Below are 23,486 nucleotides of genomic sequence, written 5' to 3' on the forward strand. Positions count from 1 at the left end.
GATCTGTGTTTGCGTTATGGCGCGGTGACCTTGGGGATGGAGCTGAAGGTCTGGCGTGACCACGAGGCCGATCCGCTGGTCGAGGGTCTGGTGCAACTGGACGGCTATCTGGCCGGTCTGGGGCTCGACACCGGGTGGCTGGTGATCTTCGATCGCCGTTCCGATCAACCACCGATCGCCGAGCGGACCGCCTGTCAGACCGCGACCAGTCCGCAGGACCGAGCAATCGCCGTGATCCGGGCCTAAGATCCGAGGGTCAGTGCCGCGTGTCTGTACACTGCGGAGATCCTCGTCGTTAAAATGGGGTGAAACGAGATGCCGATGACGCCGACTGTCCAACGCATCGTCCTCATCACGGACTTCGGCCCCGGGCTCTATGTGGGGCAGCTTCAGGCTTGGCTCACCGCCTGGCTGCCTCAGGTTCCGATCCTGGATCTGATCCATGATCTCACACCCTTTCGCCCCGATCTTGCTGGTTACCTGCTGCCGGCGATGGTGCGTGACATGCCGAGCGGAACTCTGTATGTCTGCGTCGTCGACCCAGGGGTCGGGGGGGCGCGCGCGGGTCTCTTGATCGAGACGCCAGGGGCGTGGTTCATCGGTCCCGACAATGGTCTGTTCGCGCCATTGGTCCGCGCCACTCCAGCGGCCCGTCCGCACCGGATCGGTTGGCAGCCCGAGCAGATGTCAGCGAGCTTTCATGCGCGTGACTGGTTCGTCCCGGCGGCGCATCGCTGGGTGCGAGGTCAGTCGCTGGATCTGTCGCGCTTGGAGCCGGCCGCCATGGTTGGGGGGGACTGGCCGAGCGAGCAGGCCGCGATCCTCTATCGCGATCACTTTGGCAATCTGATGACCGGTTTGCGTGCGCAGGGGCGGTCGCATTCCGGGTTGCTGCACGTGGGTGATCGTTTGTTGCGGCATGCTCGGACCTTTTGCGAGGCGCCATCCGGGATGCCATTTTGGTACGAGAACTCACTGGGTCTCATCGAGATCGCCGTGAATCAGGGGAGCGCGCAGCGACGACTTGGATTGGTTCCAGGCGATCCGGTTGGGCCCTTTTGCAACCCGGATGGGACGCGCATCGAAATCGGATGAGAGGCTGATCTGGCCAATCCATTGGGCAAGGGCGCGCGATTCGATGCCAAGGATGCTCAGGTCGTCATCTCGCACGCCCGATCTACTCCAGAATAGGCCCTGAGCGGAATGACCATCCTGGCGCCCCGCCGTCATTCCTCGTGATCACGCCGCTCGCTGGTCACGGGATCAGTGTCTGCAGGCCCGCGTTTGCGCAGCGGCGCATGTCCTGACTCGACGCCGCGCGCACCGCTGGGTTGGCGGCGCTTTCCAATGTTCTTCCGGTCACGGTGGCGATCCTTCTGTCGCGCTGCGTTCGCGGCGCTCGCCAAGGCGGCCGCGCTGGTCTCCTTGGTCTTCTTTTTGGACCGCGTCCCGGATCTGCGCGCCTTGAAGCGTGCCTTCAAACCCTCGATGTGGCGTCGCTCGAACGAGAGGTCGAGATAGCGTTCAATGCTCTGAAAATGATTCCACTCCGTTGGGATCACCAGCGAGATCGCTACGCCCGCTGCCCCGGCCCGGCCCGTACGGCCCGTACGATGCAAATAATCATCACCGCAGCGCGGGACATCCAGATTGATCACGCATTGCACGCCCGGGATATCCAGGCCGCGCGCGGCGACATCGGTCGCGATCAAGGTGTTGACCCGGCCGCTCTGAAGCAAGGCAATCACGCGGTTGCGTTCGCGCTGATCGAGTTCGCCATGGAGCACGGCCACCCGCAGTCCGGCCGCGATCAGTTGCTCGCCGAGTGCACTCGCCGCGATCCGTGTATTGGTGAAGACCAGCGTCTTTTCGCAGGAGTCGTGTCGCAACAGCCAGGTCAGTTGTTCTCGCTTGTGCGTCGGGTCATCGCTCAACACCAGTTGGTGGAGAATCTGGGGGGGGTGGGAACGGACCGGGTCGATCGTCAGCACCAGCGGATCCTTCATCAGGCGTTCGGTGATCTGACGCAAGCCGCGTTGGTGGAGGGTTGCTGAAAAGAGCATCGATTGGCGATCCGGGTTGGTGTGCCCGATGATCGCGAGGACGTCTTGCCCGAAGCCGAGATCGAGCATGCGATCGGCCTCGTCGAGGACGAGGACATCGAGATCCTTCAACTCGGCCTCACCCAGTTCGAGAAACTCCAGCAGTCGTCCTGGAGTCGCAACGAGGATATCCGGATTCTTGCGCAACCGCGCGACCTGAACCGCTTTCGACTCTCCGCCAATGATCACCTCCAGCGTGAGTCGGGTATAGCTGGCGAGGCGCATGAAATGGTCCTGGATCTGACGCGCGAGTTCACGGGTCGGAACGAGTATCAGGGCACGCAATCCATCGCGCGGGCGTTGCTCTTGGAGGATCCGTTCGATCATCGGCAGCAGGAAGGCGGCGGTCTTGCCGGTGCCGGTGGCGGCTGAAACCATGAGATCCCGGCCAGCTAAGGCAGCGGGGATCACCTGCTCCTGAACCGCCGTGGGGGTCTGAAAGCCCGCTTTCGCAACGCCCCTTAGGAGCGCTTGAGGGAGCACGAAATCATCAAAATTTGTCATCATAATAGCGACGATACACCGACTTGACGGACTTGAGTAAATGTCGTTCAAGAGATTGGATTCGCTGACCCTGGTGATCAGGTATCCTGTCTGGCCAGATGCGCTCATCCGTGTTGGAGATTCGACATGGCGAAGACCGATCATGCCCACCTGCGTGTGTCCGTCTCGGCGGCACAGGCCTACGAAGCGCACGCAGCCGATTTGGCGAGCCGCGTCTCCCGGTTGCTGCTCGATCATCCGGTTCTGAAGGATTTTTGTGCCACGCAGCATTACCGTCTCATCGAATCGAACCACCGCAACCATGCCTCCTTCATGGCGGAGATTCTCCGGACGGACAATTTTGACCTCCTGATCGAGACGTTGCCCTGGGTCTATTTTACTTATCATAACCAAGGCGTTCCCTTTGCGTACTTCGAGGCAGAATTCGCTGCCTGGATCAGCGTCCTCGAGGAGCGGTTAACCCCCGCCGAAGCAGCGCCACTGACCTGCGTCTACCGTTGGATGCAGCAGCGACATCCGAAAACCGTACAGGCGGCACAGACCTATCAGGTGTCCTCTCAGGTGGCATCATGCACGACGCCCCATGCGACAGCGGTGTCCGAGATCATCGAACAGCTCTTGGCCGGTGAGCATGGTGTTGTCCTCGGGCGGTGCGAGAATTTGTTACGCCAGGGCATGGTCTTTCCACAGTTGCTACAAACGATCTTTTATCCCGCCATGATCGAGGTCGGCCGGCGCTGGGAACAGGGCCGGGTCTCGGTGGCGATGGAGCACCAAGCCACCGCCATGACCTACCGAATCCTCTCCTCACTCTACTCCGCACAGCCTTACCCGACGACCCTGCGCGGCAAGGCGATCGTGGCGGCCGTGGCCAATGAATTTCATGAGCTCGGGGCTTGGATGGTCACCACCTGCCTTGAACTCGATGGCTGGGAGGTGACCTTGTTAGGGCCGGACACCTCTACCGAGATGCTGGTGCGGACGGTCTTGGAAGAGCAGCCAGCATTTATCGGTTTGTCGGTCTGTCTACCGAGCCACGTCCAGGCCGCGCGTGACACCGTGCAGGCACTGCGGGGCGCGCTTGGTCCAGCAACCGACACCAAGATTCTCGTCGGTGGCCGCGCCTTCCTCACCGCCCCAGCCTTGATCGATTCGGTGGGTGGAGATCTCTTCCTGAGTGACTGCGAAGCCGCCGTGCGCTGGGCTCGTACCCTGCGGGTGGCCGCATGATTGATCTCTCGGAGCGGCCTGATCTCAGTGCGGATCTCATCTGGGCCTTGCAAAGTTACGTCTTTGATTCCGGGCGACTGCTGGTCGTCGCGGTGGGTCGTGACGGCCTGATTGATGAAGCGAATCTGCTGTTTCGTTCGCGTTTCGCGGGCTTCGGGTCGGTACGGGGCGAGCCTTTGGTGAATTTTTTAACCATGGGCGAGGGTACGGATTGGTTGCCCGAGCCGGGCCTCAAGCAGCGCCGTCCGACCGCCCAGGTCTTCAAGGCACCGGTCGGCGGGGACATCTATCTCTTCCATGTCTATCCACTCGGTGATGGTGTGCTCCTGATTGGCGAACTCGTGGACGTTGCCGAGAGCGACGTGGTCGAGCGGATGGGGAATCTTGCGATGGAGATGTCCCGTCTGGTACGGGACCTGCGCAAGACCAACCGTGACCTGGCGCATGCGAATGAGACCAACCAGCTGCTTGCCCGGATGGACCCCTTGACTGGATTGGCCAATCGGCGCTTCTTCATGCAACGACTCCTGAGCAGCCTCAAGGATGCACTCACCAATCAGGCGACACTGTCGGTGCTGATGGTCGATCTCGATCATTTCAAGACAGTCAATGATCGTTATGGCCATGCCGGCGGTGACGCGGTGCTGGTGATGGTTTCGCAACTGATGAAGGAGTTGGTGCGTGAAGTCGACCTTCCAGGACGGCTCGGCGGGGAGGAGTTTGCCCTGCTCATATGGAATACCGATTGCCGTGTTGCCACGGACGTCGCCGAGCGGTTGTTGTCGCGTTTGCGGTCGTTGCGCCCATTCGATGATGCGTATCGCGTCACCGCCAGCATTGGCGTCGCGCAGGCGCAACCAGGTGAGGATGCCGATGCGCTCCTGATCCGGGCCGACGCCATGCTCTATGAGGCAAAGACCCATGGTCGTAACCAGGTTCGTACCGACCCTCTACAACCTTCAGTTTGACGCCATGGCGTGCCCGCAGTGACTCACTCCGATCCAGGTTGTCGCGCCGCTAACGCAAACGAACCAGGTGCGCCCGCATTGCGGGACGAGACAGGCCCTCGCCGTGTTGGGATCAGCATTCCAAATCAGCGCAAGGCTCTCCCGCGGTGGTTGTTGCCGTGAAGAGGTAGGGCCAATGTGGGGGGCGTGGTAAACTCTCGGGGTTGCGGTCCACCTTCGTCGCCCCGCTGCGGCACGTCTCAACGTCGGTTCACGAGCCCATGCCAGATTTCGCAAGAGAAGTCCTCCCGATCAACCTCGAGGACGAGATGCGCCAGTCCTACCTGGACTACGCCATGAGCGTCATCGTGGGACGCGCCCTGCCCGATGTCCGTGACGGACTCAAGCCGGTCCATCGGCGTGTCTTGTTTTCGATGAGCGAGCAGGGCAACGTCTGGAACCGAGGCTATCGCAAGTCCGCAAGGGTCGTCGGTGATGTCATGGGTAAGTACCATCCCCATGGCGATTCGGCGATCTACGAGACCATGGTTCGCATGGCGCAGCCTTTTTCGATGCGCTACCTGTTGGTCGACGGCCAGGGCAATTTTGGCTCGGTCGATGGCGATCCGCCGGCTGCCATGCGCTACACCGAGGTGCGCATGATGCGCATCGCCGATTCTCTCCTTGATGATCTCGACAAGGAAACCGTCGATTTCATTCCAAACTACGACAACACCGAGCACGAACCGGTCGTCATGCCGGCGCGCTTTCCGAATCTCCTCGTCAATGGCTCCTCCGGCATCGCGGTCGGCATGGCGACCAATATCCCGCCGCATAATCTCTGCGAGATCATCGATGCCTGTCTGGCCCTGATGGATGATCCGCTGATCACGATCGAGGCTCTGATGGATCATGTCCCGGGGCCGGACTTTCCGACCGCGGGGCTCATCAATGGCGTGCGTGGAATCCGCGAGGCTTACCGTACCGGTCGGGGTCGCGTCGTGATGCGTGCCCGGACCCTCGTCGAGGTGCAAAAACGCAGCGGTCGTGAGGCGATCGTCGTCACCGAACTGCCCTACCAGGTCAATAAGGCACGCCTCCTCGAGCGGATCGCGGACTTGGTGAAGGACAAAAAAATCGATGGAATCGCCCAAGACGGGCTGCGTGACGAGTCCGACAAGGATGGCCTGCGGATTGTGATCGAACTCAAGCGTGATGCCTATGCCGAGGTGTTGCTGGCCAATCTGTACCAGCATACTCAGATGCAACAGGTCTTTGGCATTAATATGGTTGCCCTGGTCGATGGGCAACCACGGACCCTCAACCTCAAGCAAATCATCGAGTATTTCATTCGTCACCGACGCGATGTCGTGACGCGACGCACCCTCTTCAATCTCCGCAAGGCGCGTGATCGCGCGCATGTCTTGGAGGGGTACGCCATTGCCTTGGCGAATATCGATGCGGTGATCGCACTGATCAAGTCCGCGGCGAGCCCGGTCGAGGCGCGTGAGCGCATGATGGAGCGACTGTGGGAACCGGGCTCGGTGCTGGCGATGCTCGAGCGGGCTGGGGCGTCACAGACACGCCCGGAGGAACTCGAATCCAAATTTGGCTTGAGCGAGAGCGGTTACCGCTTGAGTGAACGACAGGCGAAAGCCATCCTCGATCTGCAACTGCAGCGTCTCACGGGGTTGGAGCAAGGCAAGATCCTCGAGGAATTCCAAACGATCCTCGAGAAGATCGCCGAGTTGCTTCTGATCCTCTCGGATGCCGATCGCTTGATGGACGTGATTCGTGAGGAGCTCAGCGCGGTGCGAGAGCAGTTCGGCGATGCGCGTCGCACCGAGATCCAGATCGATCACACGGATCTGACGCTCGAGGATCTGATCGCACCGGAAGAGGTGGTGGTCACCATGTCGCATCAAGGCTACGTCAAGGCGCAGCCGATCAGTGACTATCAAGCACAGCGACGCGGTGGAAAAGGCAAGAGCGCGACCTCGTTCAAGGAAGAAGACTTCATCGATCGGATCTTCGTGGCCAATTCGCGCGATACGGTCCTGTGCTTTTCGAGTCGCGGCCGCGTCTATTGGCTCAAGGTCTACGAATTGCCGCAGGCGGGCCGCGGCGCCCGGGGTCGGCCGATGGTCAATCTCCTGCCCTTGGAGCCGAATGAGCGCATCAATGCCGTGCTCCCCGTCCACGCTTATGAAGACGGCTATTATGTGTTCATGGCCACCAGCGCGGGGACGGTGAAAAAGACACCGCTCGCGGAGTTCTCTCGCCCCCTCTCCCGGGGGATCATCGCGATCGACTTGCGCGAGGATGAATACCTCATCGGTGTGACGATCACGGATGGCAAACAAGACCTTATGCTCTTCACCTCCGCGGGGAAGGCCGTTCGCTTCAGCGAGACGGCGGTTCGCGCCATGGGGAGAACCGCTCACGGTGTGCGCGGCGTGCAACTCGAACCCGGCCAGCGCGTCATCTCGTTACTCGTCGCCGAGCCTGGTAGTGTGCTCAGTGTGACCGAGAACGGATACGGTAAGCGCACCCGAGTCGAGGATTTTCCGACCAAGGGCCGTGGCATCAAGGGTGTGATCGGCATCAGCACATCCACGCGCAATGGCCCGCAGGTCGGGGCTGTGTTGGTACGCCCAGGGGATGAGATCATGTTGATCACCGGTGGGGGGACCTTAATCCGCACCAGTGTTGATGAGATTCCCATCGTCGGGCGCACGGCCAAAGGTGTGAAATTGATCAATCTGGGCGAAGGCGAGCGGCTGTGCTATCTCGAACGCATCGTCGCACTCGACAGCGATAAGGATGGGAATGAAGAGGTCGGGCTCGATCAGCCCCCCCAAGCCCCAACCCCCTCGCCGGCGGATGCCGATGGGGGGGCTCCGCCGCCGGATGAGCCAGCGCCCTGAGGCGCACGGCGGTGGTGGCCTCCACACCCGCCCGCGGCTGAGAGGAGCACAGCGCATGGAGCCGGGGGATCGCTCGCGCCTGAAGGGTGGCGGGTCCGCGTTCCTTGGTCCAATCGCATGACATGAACACACCTGCTAACGGAGAACGACGAATGGCTCGGGTTTACAATTTCAGTGCCGGTCCCGCAATGCTGCCGGAGCCGGTTTTGCGTCGGGCACGCGACGAGATGCTCGAGTGGCACGCGAGTGGCATGTGCGTGGCGGAGATGAGTCATCGCGGTCAGGATTTCATGTCGATTGCCGCCCAGGCGGAGGCTGATCTGCGTGAACTTCTGGGGATCCCGAGCAACTATCAGGTTCTGTTCTTACAGGGCGGGGCTTCGACCCAGTTCACGGCCGTGCCGATGAATCTGTTGCGCGGGGCCGCTAGCGCGGATTATTTGAACACCGGTTCCTGGTCGAAGAAGGCGATCGCCGAGGCGCGCCGTTATGCCGAGGTGAGGGTCGCCGCCACGACCGAGACGGAACGCTTCACGCGTGCCCCCGCGCAAACGGAACTCTCATTGGACCCGGCAGCCGCCTACGTGCATTACACCCCCAATGAGACAATCGAAGGCGTGGAATTTTCCTATGTGCCGGAGACGGGTGATCGGCCATTGGTTGCGGATATGTCCTCGACCATCTTGTCACGCCCGATCGAGGTCTCGCGCTTTGGACTTATCTATGCCGGTGCGCAGAAAAATATTGGCCCAGCCGGATTGACGATTATCATCGTCCGTGAGGATTTGCTGGGCGATGCCATGGCCGTGACTCCGACCATGCTCGACTACCAGGTTCAGGCCAAGAATGATTCCATGTATAACACGCCGCCGACTTATGCCTGGTATCTGGCCGGCCTGGTATTCGAGTGGCTGAAGGGACTTGGGGGGCTGGCCGGCATGGCCGAGATCAATGCGCGCAAGGCGCAACGTCTTTATCATGCCATTGATCGGTCCAGTTTCTACCACAATCCTGTTGCGCTCGACTCGCGTTCCTGGATGAATGTGCCCTTCACCCTCGCCGATGCGGCGCTCGACGAGACCTTCCTGAAGGAGGCGAAGGCCGCACGGCTCACCACGCTCAAAGGCCATCGCTCGGTTGGTGGGATGCGTGCCAGTCTCTACAATGCCATGCCCGAGGAAGGCGTCGAGGCGTTGGTCGACTTCATGAGCGAGTTCGAGCGCCGGTACGGCTGATCGACGTCGCGCATGGCGGATGTCACCGGGGGCCCGCGGCGCTGAGATCGCGAGCGACGGTCGAAATCTCCGATCGCCGAGGCCGTGATCAAGGCCGCCGTCCGGGACGCACCGTGACACACTGGCCGAGGGCTGGACCCCCGCTGCCCGGGCCCGACCCCGTCATGCCCGCTGTGCGCTCAACGTGGCCGCTCACATCGCTTCTCAACCAGGGCTGTCTTCATCCATGATGTTTAAGATCCAAACGCTCAATCATATTGCGGTCGCAGGACTCGATCGCTTGCCCCGTGATCGCTATGAGGTGGCCTCTGAAATCACCCATCCGGATGCGATATTAGTGCGCTCGGCGGCGATGCAAGCGGCTGAGATTCCGTCCACGGTCCAGGCCATCGGTCGTGCCGGTGCGGGAACCAACAATGTGCCGGTCGCGGCCATGACCGCGCGTGGCATTGCGGTGTTCAATGCGCCCGGCGCCAATGCCAATGCCGTCAAGGAATTGGTGATCGCAGGGATGTTGATCGCGGCGCGAAACATCGGGCAGGCCTGGCAATTCGCCCGTCAGCTCACGGGCGATGATGCGGAGATCCATCGCGCCGTCGAGGCCGGGAAGAAGCAGTTTGTCGGTTTCGAACTGCCGGGGCGCACCCTCGGCGTCATTGGTCTCGGGGCGATCGGGGTGAAGGTCGCTAATGCCGCTCGTTCGCTTGGGATGCAGGTCGTTGGTTATGATCCAACGATCACGGTCCAGCGAGCCTGGCAACTCGAGAGTGGTGTGCAGCCAGCGCTGAGCATCGACGATCTTCTCTCGCGCTCGGACTTTGTGACCTTCCACGTCCCCCTCACCGATGAGACCCGCGGCATGATCAATGCCGATCGACTGCGGATCCTGCGCAAGGGTGCTGTGCTGTTGAACTTCTCGCGCGACGGGATCCTCGATGACGACGCGGTGGTCACCGCGCTCGACCAAGGTCACGTCTATGCGTACTGTTGCGATTTTCCGAGTAATCTCCTGAAAGATCACCCCCGTGTGATCGCCTTACCCCATCTTGGTGCTTCGACCCGGGAGGCCGAGGAGAACTGTGCCATCATGGTTGCCGAGCAGGTTCGTGATTATCTGGAACACGGCAATGTGACGAACTCGGTGAATTTTCCGGAGATCCAGGTGCCGCGCAATGGCGGATATCGCATGGCAATCGTCAATAGCAATGTCCCGAACATGGTTGGTCAGATCTCAACCGACCTCGCGACGGCCGGACTCAATATCCTGGATATGGCCAATCGCTCGCGCGGTGACGTCGCGGTGACCCTCATCGATATCGACCGACGCTGCCCCGAGGAGACAGTGCAAGAGCTGCGCTCGATCGCGGGCGTCCTCTCGGTGCGGTGTCTCGGCACCAGGGAACGGGGCGACTGATGGAGCAGGCGGGCACCCAGGGCGATGGCCTGAAAGATGTGCGAGATCGCATCGACGCGATCGATCTGGAACTCCTCAGCCTCATCAGCGAGCGTGCCCGCTGCGCCCAACAAGTGGCACAGATCAAGACCGCGGCGGATGGGCAGCGGGTTCAGTTCTACCGTCCCGAGCGTGAAGTCGCCGTCCTGCGGCGGATCAAGGCCGCCAACGCCGGGCCGCTGGACGGCGAGGAAGTCGCGCGCCTCTTCCGCGAGATCATGTCAGCCTGCTTGGCGCTTGAGCGTCCGCTCAACGTGGCCTATCTCGGTCCGGCCGGGACCTTCACGCAGGCCGCGGCGATCAAACATTTCGGGCACTCGGTGCAGACCTTCGCCTTGGCGACGATCAGTGAGATCTTTCGCGAGGTCGAGGCGGGTTCCTGCGACTTCGGTGTGGTGCCGGTCGAGAACTCGACCGAGGGCGTGGTGAGCCATACCCTGGACACCTTCATGACATCCCCGCTGCGGATCACGGGTGAGGTCAGCCTGCGCATCCACCATCATCTGTTGAGCGTCGTCGATCAACTGTGCATGATCCGAACCGTCTATTCGCATCAGCAATCACTGGCGCAATGCCGCGGCTGGCTCGACCGTCACCTGCCGAACGCCGAGCGGGTAGCGATGGGCAGCAACGCCGAGGCGGCGCGCACGGCGGCGACCGAAGAGGATGCCGCAGCCGTCGCGGGTTGGCAGGCCGCCGAGATCTACGGACTCAAGGTCCTGGCGGAGCGCATCGAGGATGAGCCGGGCAATACCACGCGTTTTCTCGTCATCGGTCCGCAGGATGCGCCACCGAGCGGCGAGGACAAGACCAGTCTGCTGCTGTCCTGTCGCAATCAGGCTGGCGGACTCCATGCCCTGCTGACCCCCTTGGCGGCGCACGGGATTAGCATGACCCGCATCGAGTCACGACCCTCGCGCCGCGGAATCTGGGACTATGTCTTCTTCATCGACATCATGGGACACCGCGATGACCCCAAAGTGGCGCTCGCCTTGGAGAGCCTGAAACAGTCTTCTCTCCTGTTCAAGGTGCTCGGCTCCTATCCGGTCGCGGTGCTGTGATGCGGGGTGACGTGCTCGCGCTGCGCGCTTGCGAGCCTCATCCAGAGGCCGGGGTACCATTGTGGTGCCGGCGTCCACCCGGCTTGAGATCCTGCTGATCTGTCGCGTCGTCTCCGCCGTGAGCGCTGCAGACGACTCTCCACCAATCCTTCAACATGTGAAGCCCTGACATGATGGTCCAAGACAATCCGTTTCTCGCGCTCACGGCCCCCGGGATCGCGGGTCTGACACCCTATGTACCGGGCAAGCCGGTTTCGGAACTCGAGCGCGAGTTCGGTATCAGTGACTCAGTCAAACTGGCATCGAACGAAAATCCCTTGGGACCTGGGCCTAGGGCGCGGGCGGCGATCGCGGCGCAATTGGACGAACTTGGCCGTTATCCGGATGGCGGGGGCTTCGAACTGCGGCGGGTCCTGGCTGAGTTTCATGGCGTTACGCAAAGTGCCGTGACGCTCGGGAACGGCTCGAACGATGTCCTCGATCTGGTTGCCCGGACGTTTTTACAGCCCGGGACCGAGTCGGTGTTCTCCCAGTATGCCTTCGCCGTCTACCCCATCGCGACGCAGGCGGTTGGGGCCACGGCACGGATCGCCGAGGCGCGCGACTTTGGCCATGACTTGGAGGCCATGGCGGCACTGGTCACCGACCGGACCCGCGTGGTCTGGATCGCGAATCCGAACAATCCAACCGGCACCTGGCTTGCTGCCGCTCCCTTGCGTTCCTTCATCAGTTCGTTGCCGAGCACCTGCATGGTGGTGGTTGACGAGGCCTACACCGAATACGTCAGCGAACCGGATTTCCCCGATGCGACGCATTGGCTCGAGAGTTTTCCGAATTTGATCGTGACCCGGACCTTTGCCAAAGCGCATGGGCTCGCCTCGCTCCGGGTCGGCTATGGTCTCAGTGATCCGCGGGTCGCCGAGCTCCTCAATCGGGTGCGACAGCCCTTTAATGTGAACACCTTCGCGCAAGCGGCCGCGGCGGCGGCGATCCTCGATCGCGAACATGTGCGTGCCTCGGTCGAACTGAATCGGGCGGGCATGCGCCAGTACACCGAGGCCTTCGAGCGCCTCGGTCTCGACTACATTCCCTCGGTCGGTAATTTCATTACGGTAGACGTTGGGCGTCCCGCGGGGCCGGTGAATCAGGAATTGCTCCGGCGTGGCATCATCGTCCGCCCCGTTGGGAATTATGGACTCCCACACCATCTGCGGATCAGCATTGGTCTCGAGTCGGAGAATGCGCGTTGTCTCGCTGCGCTCGAGGAGCTGCTGGCACCATGATTCGGCGACTCGCCGTCATCGGCGTTGGGCTGATCGGTGGATCCCTAGCGCGGGCACTGCGCGCGGCTAACGCGGTCGAGGAGGTCATTGGATGTGGCCGCGCGCCGGCGAATCTCGCGCGTGCGCGCGAACTCGGGGTGATCGACCGATTCACTCAGGATCCGGCGGCGGCGGCGGCGGATGCGGATATGGTCTTCATCGCAGTGCCACTTGGGGCGATGCGTGACATCTTCGCCACAATCGCTCCACGGCTGGCACCCGAGGCGGTCGTGACCGACGGTGGCAGCGTCAAGGGGAGTGTGGTCGCGGATGCTGTCAGTGTTGTCGGGCGTGCACCGCCCTGGCTAGTGCCGGGCCATCCGATCGCCGGCACCGAGCATAGTGGTGTCGAGGCCTCCTTTGCCGAGCTCTATCGGGGCCGGCGCGTGATTCTGACCCCCCTCTCGGAAACAGACAACACGGCACTTGAACGCGTGACCCAGATGTGGGAGTGCTGTGGTGCCGAGGTCACGACCATGTCGGTCGCGCATCACGACGAGATCCTCGCTGCGACGAGCCATTTGCCGCACATGCTCGCCTTTGGGTTGGTGGATACCTTGTCGCGGATGCATGAGCACGAGGATATCTTCCGGTACGCCGCCGGGGGCTTTCGTGACTTTACCCGGATCGCCTCCAGTAATCCGGTCATGTGGCGGGACATCTGCTTGGCAAACCGCGAGGCCTTGAGCGCCATGCTGGCCCGTTTCAGTGTGGAGATGACGGATTTGGCGGAGAGCATCCGGCGCGCCGATGCCGAACGTCTCCTGAGCATCTTCGAGCGGGCGAAGCAGGCACGTGACCAGCAGGTGGAGCGGGCGCGCAGCGCCTGAGCGACCGCTCCTGCAACAGCGGGGGAGGCCGAAGGCACTGACGTCTGGCGGGCGCGGTGGTCAATGGTGTCGGTTGCGGGAGGCGGTCAGCCCATCCCGAGCCGGTTTTCCAGCGCCAGTTGCGCGACCCCGTAAGCCGCCTCAGTTTGGGTGGCCGCCGTGACCTCGGTGTCGAGGATCCGGGCGCGGATCCGTGTCCAGGTCGGATTCACCGCACCGCCACCGAGCGTCAGGATCCGGCGCGGCCTGGGTGCGCCAAGTTCGACGAGGCGACGATAGCCCTCGGCTTCGATGTTGGCGATGCCTTCGAGGAGGCCCTGGAGGAAGTCCGAAGGTTGCGTCGGGCGTGGCGTCAGCCGTGGTGCGAACTCGGGGTCAGGATGCGGAAAGCGCTCGCCGGGTGTCAACAGTGGGTAGTAGTCCAGGCCTGACGGACGATGCGGGTCGATCACTTGGCTCAAGGCCGCGATCTCCGCGTCACTGAAGAATGCGCGCAGCACGGCACTGCCACTGTTCGAGGCGCCGCCGACCAGCCAGGCGTCACCGTAGCGCTGGCTATAGACGCCAGACGCGCTGTCCCGGATCGGCTGTTCGCAGAGGATTTTGACCACCAGGGTTGAGCCCAGGCTAGTGACCGCATCACCAGGACGCCGTGCGCCGGCAGCGAGTACGGCAGCGGTGCTGTCGGTCGTGCCCGCATGGATCGCTGTGGATGTGGGCCAGCCGAGCGGGCTGGCGATCGCGGGTGCCAGGGTTCCCATGATGGTGCCGGGTGCCTGCACTGCGGGGAGCCGCACGCCGCTTGGCAGGATCTCCTGGAGCCAGTCTGGCCAGCCGAGCCGCTGCGCGTCATAGCCGAGCTTGAGTGCGTTGTTCCAGTCACTGAATCCTAGTCGGCCGCACAAGCGCCCTAGCAGCCAATCGGCTTGATGCAATGCGAGGACATCATGCGTGGGCTGTGCCTCGCGATAGAGCAAGAGCACCTTAGCCAAGCTTGAGGTCGCGCCCCGGGCCGCACTTTCGCTCGGCGCGACCCGTGCGACTTGGGCTGCCTCATCCACCGCGCTGCGATCATTGTACAAACGAGCCGATCCAAGCGGTGCGCCTTCTCGATCGGTTAGAAGCACTGTGGACGAGGTGGCGTCGAGACACAGTCCCACAGGCGCTCGGCCGCCGAGTGCCTGCTTGAGGTCGCCCAGCACCCCAAGGAGCGTGTCCCACCAGTGCTCCGGGTTCTGTGTGCAATGACCCGGGCTAGGCTGCGTTGGCGGATCCAAGGCTCGGCGCGCCTGGGCGCACACCCGCGCATCCTCATCGATGGCGATCGCGCGGCAGCCGGAGGTTCCCATATCAACGCCGATCCACACGCGATCCTTGTGCGCCCCGGCACGAGGTTCGGCGGCGTACCGGTCCGCCGCCAACGCATGGGCTCTCATCAGGGGAGCTGGACGGGTTGCGGCGCTTGCCAAGCGGGCGCGCGGTGCTCGGCCACCACGCTGGTGTAGAGGCCGCCGCGGACGTTGAAGACCGCGGTCAGGCGCATGAAGCGGGGCTGCGTCGCGGCGACGAGATCGTCTAGGATCTGATTGGTCACGGCTTCGTGAAACGCGCCTTCATCACGGAATGACCAGGTATAGAGCTTCAAGGATTTGAGTTCGACGCAGCGCTCCTCCGGGACATATTCGAGCGTCAACTCAGCGAAATCCGGTTGGCCCGTTTTGGGGCAGAGACAAGTGAATTCCGGGATCCGGATCCGGATGCAGTAATCCCGCTCGGGTTGCGGATTTGGGAAGGTCTCGAGCACGCGGCTCGGCTGGGTCGACATCAAGGCGTCTCCTGCGGAAAAAAAACTGTGCTGGGCGACCCGATCGCGCGATCCGGTCCACCGGACCTCAGGCGTGAGGGAGCCCGCGGTCGCGAGTGGGTGTGACGACCGCCATCGACCCACCCGTGGGCATCCAGGTTCCAGTGCCATCCGCTGCGGAAGCAGGCCGGAGCCTGCCGGGCGCTTCTGCGCGCCCGGCATGGCCCTCTCAGCAACCGGGCCGATAGCGCAGATCCAGAGTATAGGGATGCTCACCGGCCGGCTCGTGCGGTGGTGGATCGATCGGCGATGGGCTGTGCCCCATCACGCGGAAGCGTGCGATGCGGCGGCTTTCGGCCTCGTAGCTGTTGACCGGGAAGCTGCTCTCGCTGCGTCCGCCTGGATGGGCGACATAATAGGTGCAACCGCCGAGACTGGAACGGTTCCAGAGGTCGACGATCTCGAACAGGAGCGGGTTGTGCGAGGGAATCGTGGGGTGGAGACCCGAGGGTGGACTCCAAGCCTTGAAGCGAATCCCCGCAACGAACTCGGCTTTGCGCCCAGTGGGGTGCAATGGCACCCGCCGCCCATTGCAGGCGAGGACATGCCGGTCACCAACCATGCCGTTCAGCTTGACCTGCATGCGCTCGACCGAACTATCGACGAACCGCGCGGTTCCCTGCGCCGTGACTTCCTCCCCGAGCACGTGCCAGGGTTCGATGGCGGCGCGCAGTTCCATCTTGATCCCGTTCAGGGTGATGAGATCGCCATAATGGGGGAAGCGGAACTCGAAGAAGGGATCGAACCAGGCTGGGTCGAAGGGATAGCCCGCGCGTTGGAGATCACAGATGACATCCTCGAAGTCCTGTCTCACGAAATGTGGAAGCAGGAATCGATCGTGTAACTCGGTTCCCCAGCGCACCGGTTTGCGCCGGTAGGGTTCCTTCCAGAACCGTGCCACCAGGGTTCGCAGCAGCAGCATCTGTGCCAGACTCATGCGTTCGTGCGGTGGCATCTCGAAGGCCCGAAACTCCACAAGTCCCTGTCGCCCCGCTGCGCTGTCAGGCGAGTAGAGCTTGTCGATGCAGAACTCGGTGCGGTGGGTATTGCCCGTGACGTCGGTGAGCAGGTTGCGCAGTACGCGGTCGACCACCCAGGGTTGTGGGACCTCGCCCGGCGGCATCTGCTGAAAGGCGATATCCAACTCGTAGAGCCGATCGTCGCGTGCCTCGTCGACCCGTGGCGCCTGGCTGGTGGGACCGATGAAGGTCCCGGAGAAGAGATAGGACAGGCTTGGATGATGCTGCCAGTAGGTGATCAGGCTCTGGACCAGGTCCGGTTTGCGCAGCAGCGGGCTGTCGGCGGGGGTCGGTCCGCCGAGCGTGACATGATTGCCGCCACCGGTTCCTGTATGGCGGCCATCGAGCATGAACTTCTCGGTGCCCAGCCGTGCCAAGCGTGCCTCTTCGTAGAGGATATGGGTGTCCTGGACCATCTGATCCCAGCTCTCGGCGGGATGGATGTTGACCTCGATCACCCCGGGATCGGGCGTGACCGCGAGCTTCTGGAGTCGTTGATCGCGTGGCGGTTCGTACCCCTCGATGATGATCGGCATCCCGAGTTCGGCGGCCGTGTCCTCGATGCAGAGGACCAAATCCAACCAGTGTTCGAGATGCGTGAGTGGGGGCATGAAACAGTAGAGTCGCCCTTCGCGTGGCTCGATACAGAGTGCGGTGCGAATGAGGTCGGGGTGCAGGTCATCGCGCAGCGCAACCTGTTGGCGCAGCGACTGGTGGGCATCGTCGAACGGGGTGATGCGTCCGTATCGCGCCGCGAGGTCGATGGGGCGATCTCCCTGCTCCCGGATCCGTTGGGGCGCGCGCGCCGGCTCGAGGATCTGGCTGTAGCGACGCGCGACCTCGTCGAAGGGCGAGCGCAGGGGCGCGACCGGTTCGAAGGGGTTGCGTTCCGGCACCGGATCGAGTTCCCCGTCTGGAACGTAGGGCAGGGCATCGAGAGGAAGGCGAAAGCCCATCGCTGAGTCCCCGGGGATCAAGAACAGGGTGCCGTCGCGGAAGGTCCAGCGGCCACTCTTCCAGCCGCCTTGCGCACCGAATCCCCACCAGCGCAGCGGCAGGATATAGCCGGCAACCCGATTCAACCCCTGCTGGAACAAACGCGTGACACGCTGGCGCTCGTTCGGGTCCTTCAGTTTATTGTCGAGCGGGTTGACGTTGGCCGGCAGGCGGGCTTCCTTCCACAGATAGTAGAAGACATCCTCATAAGCCTCGGAGGCGAAACTCGGATCAACGCCAAGATGGCGAGCAAGGGTTCGGATAAAGCGCTCTGCCTCGGCCGGACCATGTCCATATTGTGTCTTCTCCAAGCCTAAGAGGCTGGGGTCGCGCCACACCGGCTGGCCATCCTTGCGCCAGAAACAGGTGAGCGCCCAGCGTGGGAGTTGCTCGCCGGGATACCACTTGCCTTGGCCGATGTGCAGCAAGCCTCCGGGGGCGAAACGCTGTTTCAGTCGGGTCAGCAGATCTTCGGCGAGGATCTTCTTCGTCGGTCCCAAGGCGGCGATATTCCACTCAGCGCCATCCATATCATCGATGGACACGAACGTGGGTTCTCCACCCATGGTCAGGCGCACATCATGCGCCTGGAGTTCGTGATCGACCTGGTGACCGAGCGCTTCGATTGCCGCCCATTGCTCCTCGGTATAGGGCTTGGTCACCCGCGGATCTTCATGGATCCGCGTGATGCGATTATGGAAATAGAGTTCAACCTCGCAGCGCTCGGTCGCTCCCGTGATGGGTGCGGCACTGCGCGGCGCCGGCGAGCAGGCGAGCGGAATGTGACCCTCGCCCGCGAAGAGGCCAGATGTGGGGTCCAGTCCGACCCAGCCCGCACCCGGCACGAAGACCTCGGCCCAAGCATGCAGGTCGGTGAAGTCACGTTCCGGTCCCGAGGGGCCATCGAGCGATTTCACATCCGCGGTTAATTGCACGAGGTATCCGGAGACGAAGCGCGCCGCCAAGCCAAGATGCCGCAGGATCTGCACTAAGAGCCAGCCGGTGTCGCGGCAGGAACCGAGGCGTCGGCTCAAGGTCTCCTCGCAGCTTTGGACACCGGCTTCCATGCGGATCACATAGCCGATGTCTTGCTGAAGTTGACGGTTGAGATCGACCAGGAAATAGACGGTTTCGCGTCTGCTTCGGTCCACCGAGGCGACCCATTCGCGCAGGAGGGGGCCATCTTCCGTGACTTCCAGGTAGGGCGTCAGTTCCTTGCGCAGATCCGGTTCGTATTGGAATGGGTAGTGATACGCTGAATCCTCAAGGAAAAAGTCGAAGGGGTTGATGGTGATCATCTCGGCGATCACATCGACTTCGACTGTCAGGGTGCGCGCCTTTTCGGGAAACACGAGCCGTGCGAGATAGTTACCAAAGGCATCCTGCTGCCAGTTGATGAAGTGTTCAGCCGGGTCGACTTTGAGCGAATAGGACCGGATGGGCGTGCGGCAGTGAGGCGCTGGGCGGAGGCGCACCACATGGGGGGCTAGGTTCACCGAACGGTCGAAACGGTATTCGGTCTTGTGGTTGATCTCGACGAGGATCGACATCGGGTTTGAATTCCTAAACTGAGTGAGATGGGATTGTGGTTGACCACCGAGCGGCAAGAGTTGACATGCGCGCGATCGCAGGATCGAGAACGGGATGCGTGCTGGTCCTGGTCAGACAACTCCAGAACATCTGGGATCGATAAAGGCAAAAATCATACCTTAGCAGACTCCCGGGTCCAGGTTCAGTGGCTAAGATCCCATAAAACCGGTTGCCTGTCTTGCCCGCGCAACAGGGAAGGCCTGCCGAGGTCATGGGTCGCGACGCTCTGACGTGGATCGGGTCGTGCGACGGCATCTTGAGGTGCGCCCCGCGGCAACCGTGAATCCCCGTCGGGCCAGGTTGCGCTGCGGTGATGGGGAGCACCGATCTCTCTTGGTGCATGCGTGCCCAGCGGCCTGAGTCTGTCCTCTGATGGGAGCATCGGGTTGGTGCATCGCGGCCTCGGGGGTGGTTCCACGCAGCACCTACCGGAGCGCTTGCGGCGGCTGAGCTCGTTTGGCACTGGTCAATCGCGCACCAGGTGCGCCTAATCCCCGGACCGCGATCGGCTGGTTCCACAGCGGTTTCGATCAGTGGAAGTGAGACCTCGTTCATTGTCCAGACCATCGGCATGGCCTAGTATTGATTCAGTAAGTGTGCAATGGCAGCGGTCTTGCGTCCAGCTTCGTGCAGCTCGATCCGTCAGATCAGCCGGGTGAGTGGCGTTGCCTTGCTTCAATCTGACGTTTGGGGTACGCCATGCGAAGGTGGTCGAAACAGGTGATCGGACAGCACATTGTCCTCATGCTTGCGCTCGTCATGATCGGTGGCGCGCATGCTGGCATGCCCGAAGCCGAAGGTGATCCGAGCGCGCGTGCGACGGATTGGGAATTTGCGATCGATCAGTTCACCTCCGCGGCGCGCCTTGGGCACCGGAATGCAGCTGCGGCGCAGCGTGCCTTACTCGCGCGCGCTTGGGCCGATGGCACCGTGCGGATCATCGTGCGCATGAAGGATTCTCAGATCAAGACCGGCTCCGTCGCCGCGGACGTGCGGGCGCAACGCGCAGCCAAGCGTCGCGAGCTGCTCGATGCGGTCGGCCTGCGGTTGAGTCGCGATCGCAGTGGCTTGCCAGTGAAGGCCTTCGAGCAGTTTGCAGGCTTTGCGATGTGGGCCGATGCATTCGATATCCTCGATCTGGCCGCGCACCCGGATGTGGCGGAGGTGATCGAAGACGTTCCTTATCCACCGGCTCTGCTCGAAAGCGTGCCTCTGATTGGTGCGCTCGCAGCCTCTTTCAGTGGTTACACGGGCCTGGGGCAAACCGTTGCCGTGCTCGATACGGGAGTCGACAAGCATCATCCACAGCTCGTTGGCAAGGTCGTCTCCGAGGCATGCTACTCAACCAATGGGAGTTTCTGGAGTGGTGTCGTTTCACTCTGTCCGAATCGCGTGACGGCTTCGACAGCCGTGGGCGCGGCCCAACCCTGCAATGTGGCCCAGTGGGGTTCGAGCTGCCATCACGGGACACACGTTGCCGGGATCGTCGCTGGACATCAGGATGGCTACAGCGGCGTGGCGAAGGATGCCAACATCATCGCGATTCAAGTGTTCAGCGCTTTTCCTAGCTCGCAGTGCGGTGGTTCGCCGTGCGTGATGGCCTATACCTCCGACATTATCAAAGGACTCGAACGCGTGCTCGCGCTGCATCAGAACTACCGGATCGCGGCAGCGAATCTGAGTCTTGGCGGCGGGCGTTACACCAGTCATTGTGATCAGGATCCGCACAAGGAGGTGATCGATGCACTCCGAGAGCGCGGGATCGCGACGATTGTCGCCAGCGGCAATGCGGGTTACGTCAACGCGTTGGGAGCGCCTGCTTGCGTTTCGACGGCCGTGAGCGTGGGCTCCACGTGCGATACTCAAACGACTCACTGTGCTGGGGTCGACGCCGTGGCGAGCTACTCCAACAGCGCGGCCTTCCTTGATTTGTTGGGACCCGGCAGCCTCATCACCTCGGCCGTGGCCGGGGGTGGCTATCAGAGCTGGCATGGCACCTCGATGGCGGCGCCGCACGTGGCGGGAGCATGGGCCGTCCTGAAAGAGGCCTATCCCACGGCAGGCGTTGATCAGATCCTGGCCGCTCTTCAAGAGACCGGTAAACCCGTGGCAGACCTCTCGACGGGCATCACGAAGCCACGGATTCGTCCCGATGCGGCCCTCGCCTGGCTGGAACGTGAGAGTGTTCCGGTATCGGAACCGGGACTACCAGAGCCGGAGCCGGTTGTCAGCATTCCCGTAATGCCACCCCAGGCACCAGTGGCGCACCCAGCCAGCAACGTGGCAGCGGATCGGTTTCGTGCGAATTGGGCTGACGTCTCGGAGGCTCTGGGCTATCGGTTGGACGTTGCAACTGACAGCGCCTTCCAAAGCGGCGTCCCAGGCTATCTTGACCTTGATATCAAGAATGGAACCAATCGTTCGGTTAGCGGGCTGACCGCCGGGACTTCCTATTTCTACCGGGTGCGCGCCTATAACGATGCCGGTGTGAGCGGGAACTCTAACGTGCAGACGCTCACGACACGCGATGCCGTGGCGGCGCCTGGGGCGCCCAGCCTACGGGCGCCGACGAATGTGACGTCGAACGGGTTCCGGCTCAGTTGGGAACCGGTGGAGGGTGCAAGTGGGTATCGACTCGACATCTCGACCTGGTCGACGTTCAGGACGCGGCTCGCCGGTTACAATGACCTGGATCTTGGGTCTCAAACCCAGCGCACGGTCACTGGCCTGCGACGCGCGACCACTTACTATGTTCGACTCAGGGCTTACAATGCCGCAGGCGTGAGCGCTCACTCACCTGTGATCTCTGTTCGGACCGCCTTTTGGTGAACGGGCGAGGCGCCTGGTCTGATCTGGAACGCGCCTTGGCGTCTTGTCCACCGAGCGTCCGGGCACTGAAACTGGTCCCATGCCTGGCCCCCCGCAGAACGCTTGTGGGCTCGCTGAACTTCTAGCATCAGGAGTCTGGTAGACCCTTCCCATTCAAAAGGGCAGGGTTGCCGCCGCCCCCTCGACCTGTGCATAGTTGGCTTTTCAAAATGTTGCCGGAAGAGGGGCCTGGTGCCACACACATTGTTTGGATCGCTTTTGAGCCGCCTGGCGGCAGCTCTGTTCGCGCCGCACTGGATCCCGGCAGCGTTCGGGAGCCTGCCCCAGGTCTCCATCATCACACGCTGGTTCTGGCCATTCGGCATGCTGGTGGCGCTCATCGGCGTGAGTGGTTGCGCGTCCATCCTCGAGGGTGGGTTCAATCGCGCCGAGCCCATGCGACCCGATCGATTCCTCTTGACCGGCTCAGAGACCGATGTCGTCGGGGCCGTACAGGTGGTGGTCGCCCGGCACGAAGATACCCTTGCTGATTTCGCGCGGCGATATGGTCTGGGATTCGATGAGATCCTGGCCGCGAATCCAGATGTCGATCCCTGGCTGCCCGGACGCGGGACGCGGGTGATTCTGCCGACCCAGTACGTGCTTCCGAATGCTCCGCGCGAGGGGATTGTGGTCAACCTTGCGGCATTACGCCTCTTCTATTTCCCAACGCCCGAGGACGGCATGCAGCCGGTCGTGATCACGCATCCGATCGGGATCGGCCGTGAGGGCAGGCGGACACCCGTGGGGCGGATGCGGATCATCGAGAAAACCGAACAGCCAACCTGGACGCCACCGATGTCGATTCGTCGTGACTATGCCAAACGCGGCGATCCCTTGCCTGGCGTGGTTCCTCCGGGACCAGACAACCCGCTCGGATCACATGCGCTGCGTCTGAGTCGCCCGAGCTATCTGCTCCACGGCACCAATAAGCCTTATGGCGTTGGGATGCGTGTGAGCAGTGGCTGCCTGCGCTTGTATCCAGAAGACATCGAGCGGCTGTATGAGCAGGTTCCGATCGGCACCCAGGTCAACATCGTCAATCAACCCTATCTCGCCGGCCAGCACGGGGGCACGGTCTTCCTGCAGGCCTATCCGCCGCTGTCCGAGGATGCCGCACGCTGGCAGGGGAGCCTCGAGCCGCTGCAGCGGGCGATTGTGCGGGCGATCGGGGATGGGGCGAGTGAGATCGATAGTGAGATCGATTGGGATCGGGCGCGGGATGTTGCTGAACAAGCGCGAGCCATCCCGGTCTCGATCTCGCCGCGGGGTCCGAGCCTTGAGCAGGTCATCGCCCGAGCCCGGCGCGTGCCTCCCGTCCCGCCCTGGTCCGTGGGTGAACGCGGCGAGCTGAATCCTGTCGTTGAAGCGGGCGCGGAGACAGGGCTGAATGAAGAGTCCAGTGTCACCCGGCGATGGGGTCCACCGGGTCGCCGCGCGGGGTCCTGAGCGAGCGAGTCGCCGCGAACCGCGCTCAAGTGGATCTGGCGGGTCATGTGGCGGCGATCGCGGTCGCATGAGTGGCGCCGCGGCAGTTC

Annotated in this window: 15 protein-coding genes and 1 pseudogene; 12 read left to right on the forward strand and 4 right to left on the reverse strand. The window is 62.4% G+C overall.

Translation table 11 applies throughout. From position 1 onward, the window contains the following. Both CKO25_RS13230 and CKO25_RS13235 read left to right on the forward strand, forming a co-directional pair. Positions 1-246: pseudogene (locus CKO25_RS13230) on the forward strand (ATP-binding protein); the annotation flags it as partial. 75 nt (positions 247-321) lie between these two features. Further along, the gene (locus CKO25_RS13235; protein WP_338115131.1) at positions 322-1,095 is read left to right on the forward strand and encodes an SAM hydrolase/SAM-dependent halogenase family protein; all 774 of its coding nucleotides are present in this window, start codon (positions 322-324) and stop codon (positions 1,093-1,095) included. A gap of 131 nt (positions 1,096-1,226) precedes the next feature. On the opposite strand, the gene CKO25_RS13240 is transcribed toward CKO25_RS13235, so the two are convergent. Then, complete coding sequence (locus tag CKO25_RS13240; RefSeq protein ID WP_200388419.1) at positions 1,227-2,609, reverse strand: DEAD/DEAH box helicase; 1,383 nt, start codon at positions 2,607-2,609, stop codon at positions 1,227-1,229. 123 nt (positions 2,610-2,732) lie between these two features. On the opposite strand from CKO25_RS13240, the gene CKO25_RS13245 reads away from it, so the two are divergent. From CKO25_RS13245 to CKO25_RS13280, 8 genes are all read left to right on the forward strand, one after another. After that, positions 2,733-3,836 (forward strand): cobalamin B12-binding domain-containing protein, encoded by a 1,104-nt coding sequence (locus CKO25_RS13245; protein WP_200388420.1) that lies wholly within the window; start codon positions 2,733-2,735, stop codon positions 3,834-3,836. After that, positions 3,833-4,804 carry a GGDEF domain-containing protein gene (locus tag CKO25_RS13250; protein ID WP_200388421.1) on the forward strand — a complete coding sequence of 324 codons (972 nt, stop codon included), beginning with the start codon at positions 3,833-3,835 and terminating at the stop codon, positions 4,802-4,804. Before CKO25_RS13245 ends, CKO25_RS13250 begins: the two co-directional genes overlap by 4 nt. A 260-nt stretch (positions 4,805-5,064) precedes the next feature. Next, positions 5,065-7,710 (forward strand): DNA gyrase subunit A, encoded by a 2,646-nt coding sequence (gyrA, locus tag CKO25_RS13255; protein ID WP_200388422.1) that lies wholly within the window; start codon positions 5,065-5,067, stop codon positions 7,708-7,710. Positions 7,711-7,862: 152 nt separating this feature from the next. Beyond that, positions 7,863-8,945 carry a 3-phosphoserine/phosphohydroxythreonine transaminase gene (gene serC, locus CKO25_RS13260; protein ID WP_200388423.1) on the forward strand — a complete coding sequence of 361 codons (1,083 nt, stop codon included), beginning with the start codon at positions 7,863-7,865 and terminating at the stop codon, positions 8,943-8,945. Positions 8,946-9,174: 229 nt separating this feature from the next. Then, positions 9,175-10,359 (forward strand): phosphoglycerate dehydrogenase, encoded by a 1,185-nt coding sequence (locus tag CKO25_RS13265; protein WP_200388507.1) that lies wholly within the window; start codon positions 9,175-9,177, stop codon positions 10,357-10,359. Further along, positions 10,359-11,459 (forward strand): prephenate dehydratase, encoded by a 1,101-nt coding sequence (pheA, locus tag CKO25_RS13270; protein WP_200388424.1) that lies wholly within the window; start codon positions 10,359-10,361, stop codon positions 11,457-11,459. Before CKO25_RS13265 ends, pheA begins: the two co-directional genes overlap by 1 nt. A gap of 170 nt (positions 11,460-11,629) precedes the next feature. Continuing rightward, positions 11,630-12,742: a histidinol-phosphate transaminase gene (gene hisC, locus CKO25_RS13275; protein ID WP_200388425.1), complete on the forward strand. Its 1,113-nt coding sequence runs from the start codon at positions 11,630-11,632 to the stop codon at positions 12,740-12,742. Further along, on the forward strand, positions 12,739-13,611 hold the full coding sequence (locus CKO25_RS13280; protein WP_200388426.1) for a prephenate dehydrogenase: 873 nt from the start codon (positions 12,739-12,741) through the stop codon (positions 13,609-13,611). Before hisC ends, CKO25_RS13280 begins: the two co-directional genes overlap by 4 nt. An 86-nt stretch (positions 13,612-13,697) precedes the next feature. On the opposite strand, the gene CKO25_RS13285 is transcribed toward CKO25_RS13280, so the two are convergent. The 3 genes from CKO25_RS13285 to CKO25_RS13295 all read right to left on the reverse strand — a co-directional run bounded on the left by CKO25_RS13285 (position 13,698) and on the right by CKO25_RS13295 (position 19,040). Continuing rightward, positions 13,698-15,047, reverse strand: a complete 1,350-nt coding sequence (locus tag CKO25_RS13285; RefSeq protein WP_200388427.1) for an FGGY-family carbohydrate kinase — start codon at positions 15,045-15,047, stop codon at positions 13,698-13,700. Next, positions 15,047-15,436: a preQ(1) synthase gene (queF, locus tag CKO25_RS13290; protein WP_200388428.1), complete on the reverse strand. Its 390-nt coding sequence runs from the start codon at positions 15,434-15,436 to the stop codon at positions 15,047-15,049. The genes CKO25_RS13285 and queF overlap by 1 nt, the downstream gene beginning before the upstream one ends. 208 nt (positions 15,437-15,644) lie before the next feature. Further along, positions 15,645-19,040, reverse strand: coding sequence for a transglutaminase family protein (locus tag CKO25_RS13295; RefSeq protein WP_200388429.1), 3,396 nt, complete (start codon positions 19,038-19,040; stop codon positions 15,645-15,647). Positions 19,041-19,800: 760 nt separating this feature from the next. On the opposite strand from CKO25_RS13295, the gene CKO25_RS13300 reads away from it, so the two are divergent. Both CKO25_RS13300 and CKO25_RS13305 read left to right on the forward strand, forming a co-directional pair. Continuing rightward, positions 19,801-21,909: a S8 family serine peptidase gene (locus tag CKO25_RS13300; protein WP_200388430.1), complete on the forward strand. Its 2,109-nt coding sequence runs from the start codon at positions 19,801-19,803 to the stop codon at positions 21,907-21,909. Between the two features lie 231 nt (positions 21,910-22,140). Next, on the forward strand, positions 22,141-23,397 hold the full coding sequence (locus CKO25_RS13305) for a L,D-transpeptidase family protein (protein ID WP_338115132.1): 1,257 nt from the start codon (positions 22,141-22,143) through the stop codon (positions 23,395-23,397). The last annotated feature ends 89 nt before the right edge of the window (positions 23,398-23,486 follow it).

It is taken from the genome of Thiocapsa imhoffii (assembly GCF_016583985.1).
In the GTDB taxonomy this organism is placed as follows: Bacteria; Pseudomonadota; Gammaproteobacteria; order Chromatiales; family Chromatiaceae; genus Thiocapsa; species Thiocapsa imhoffii.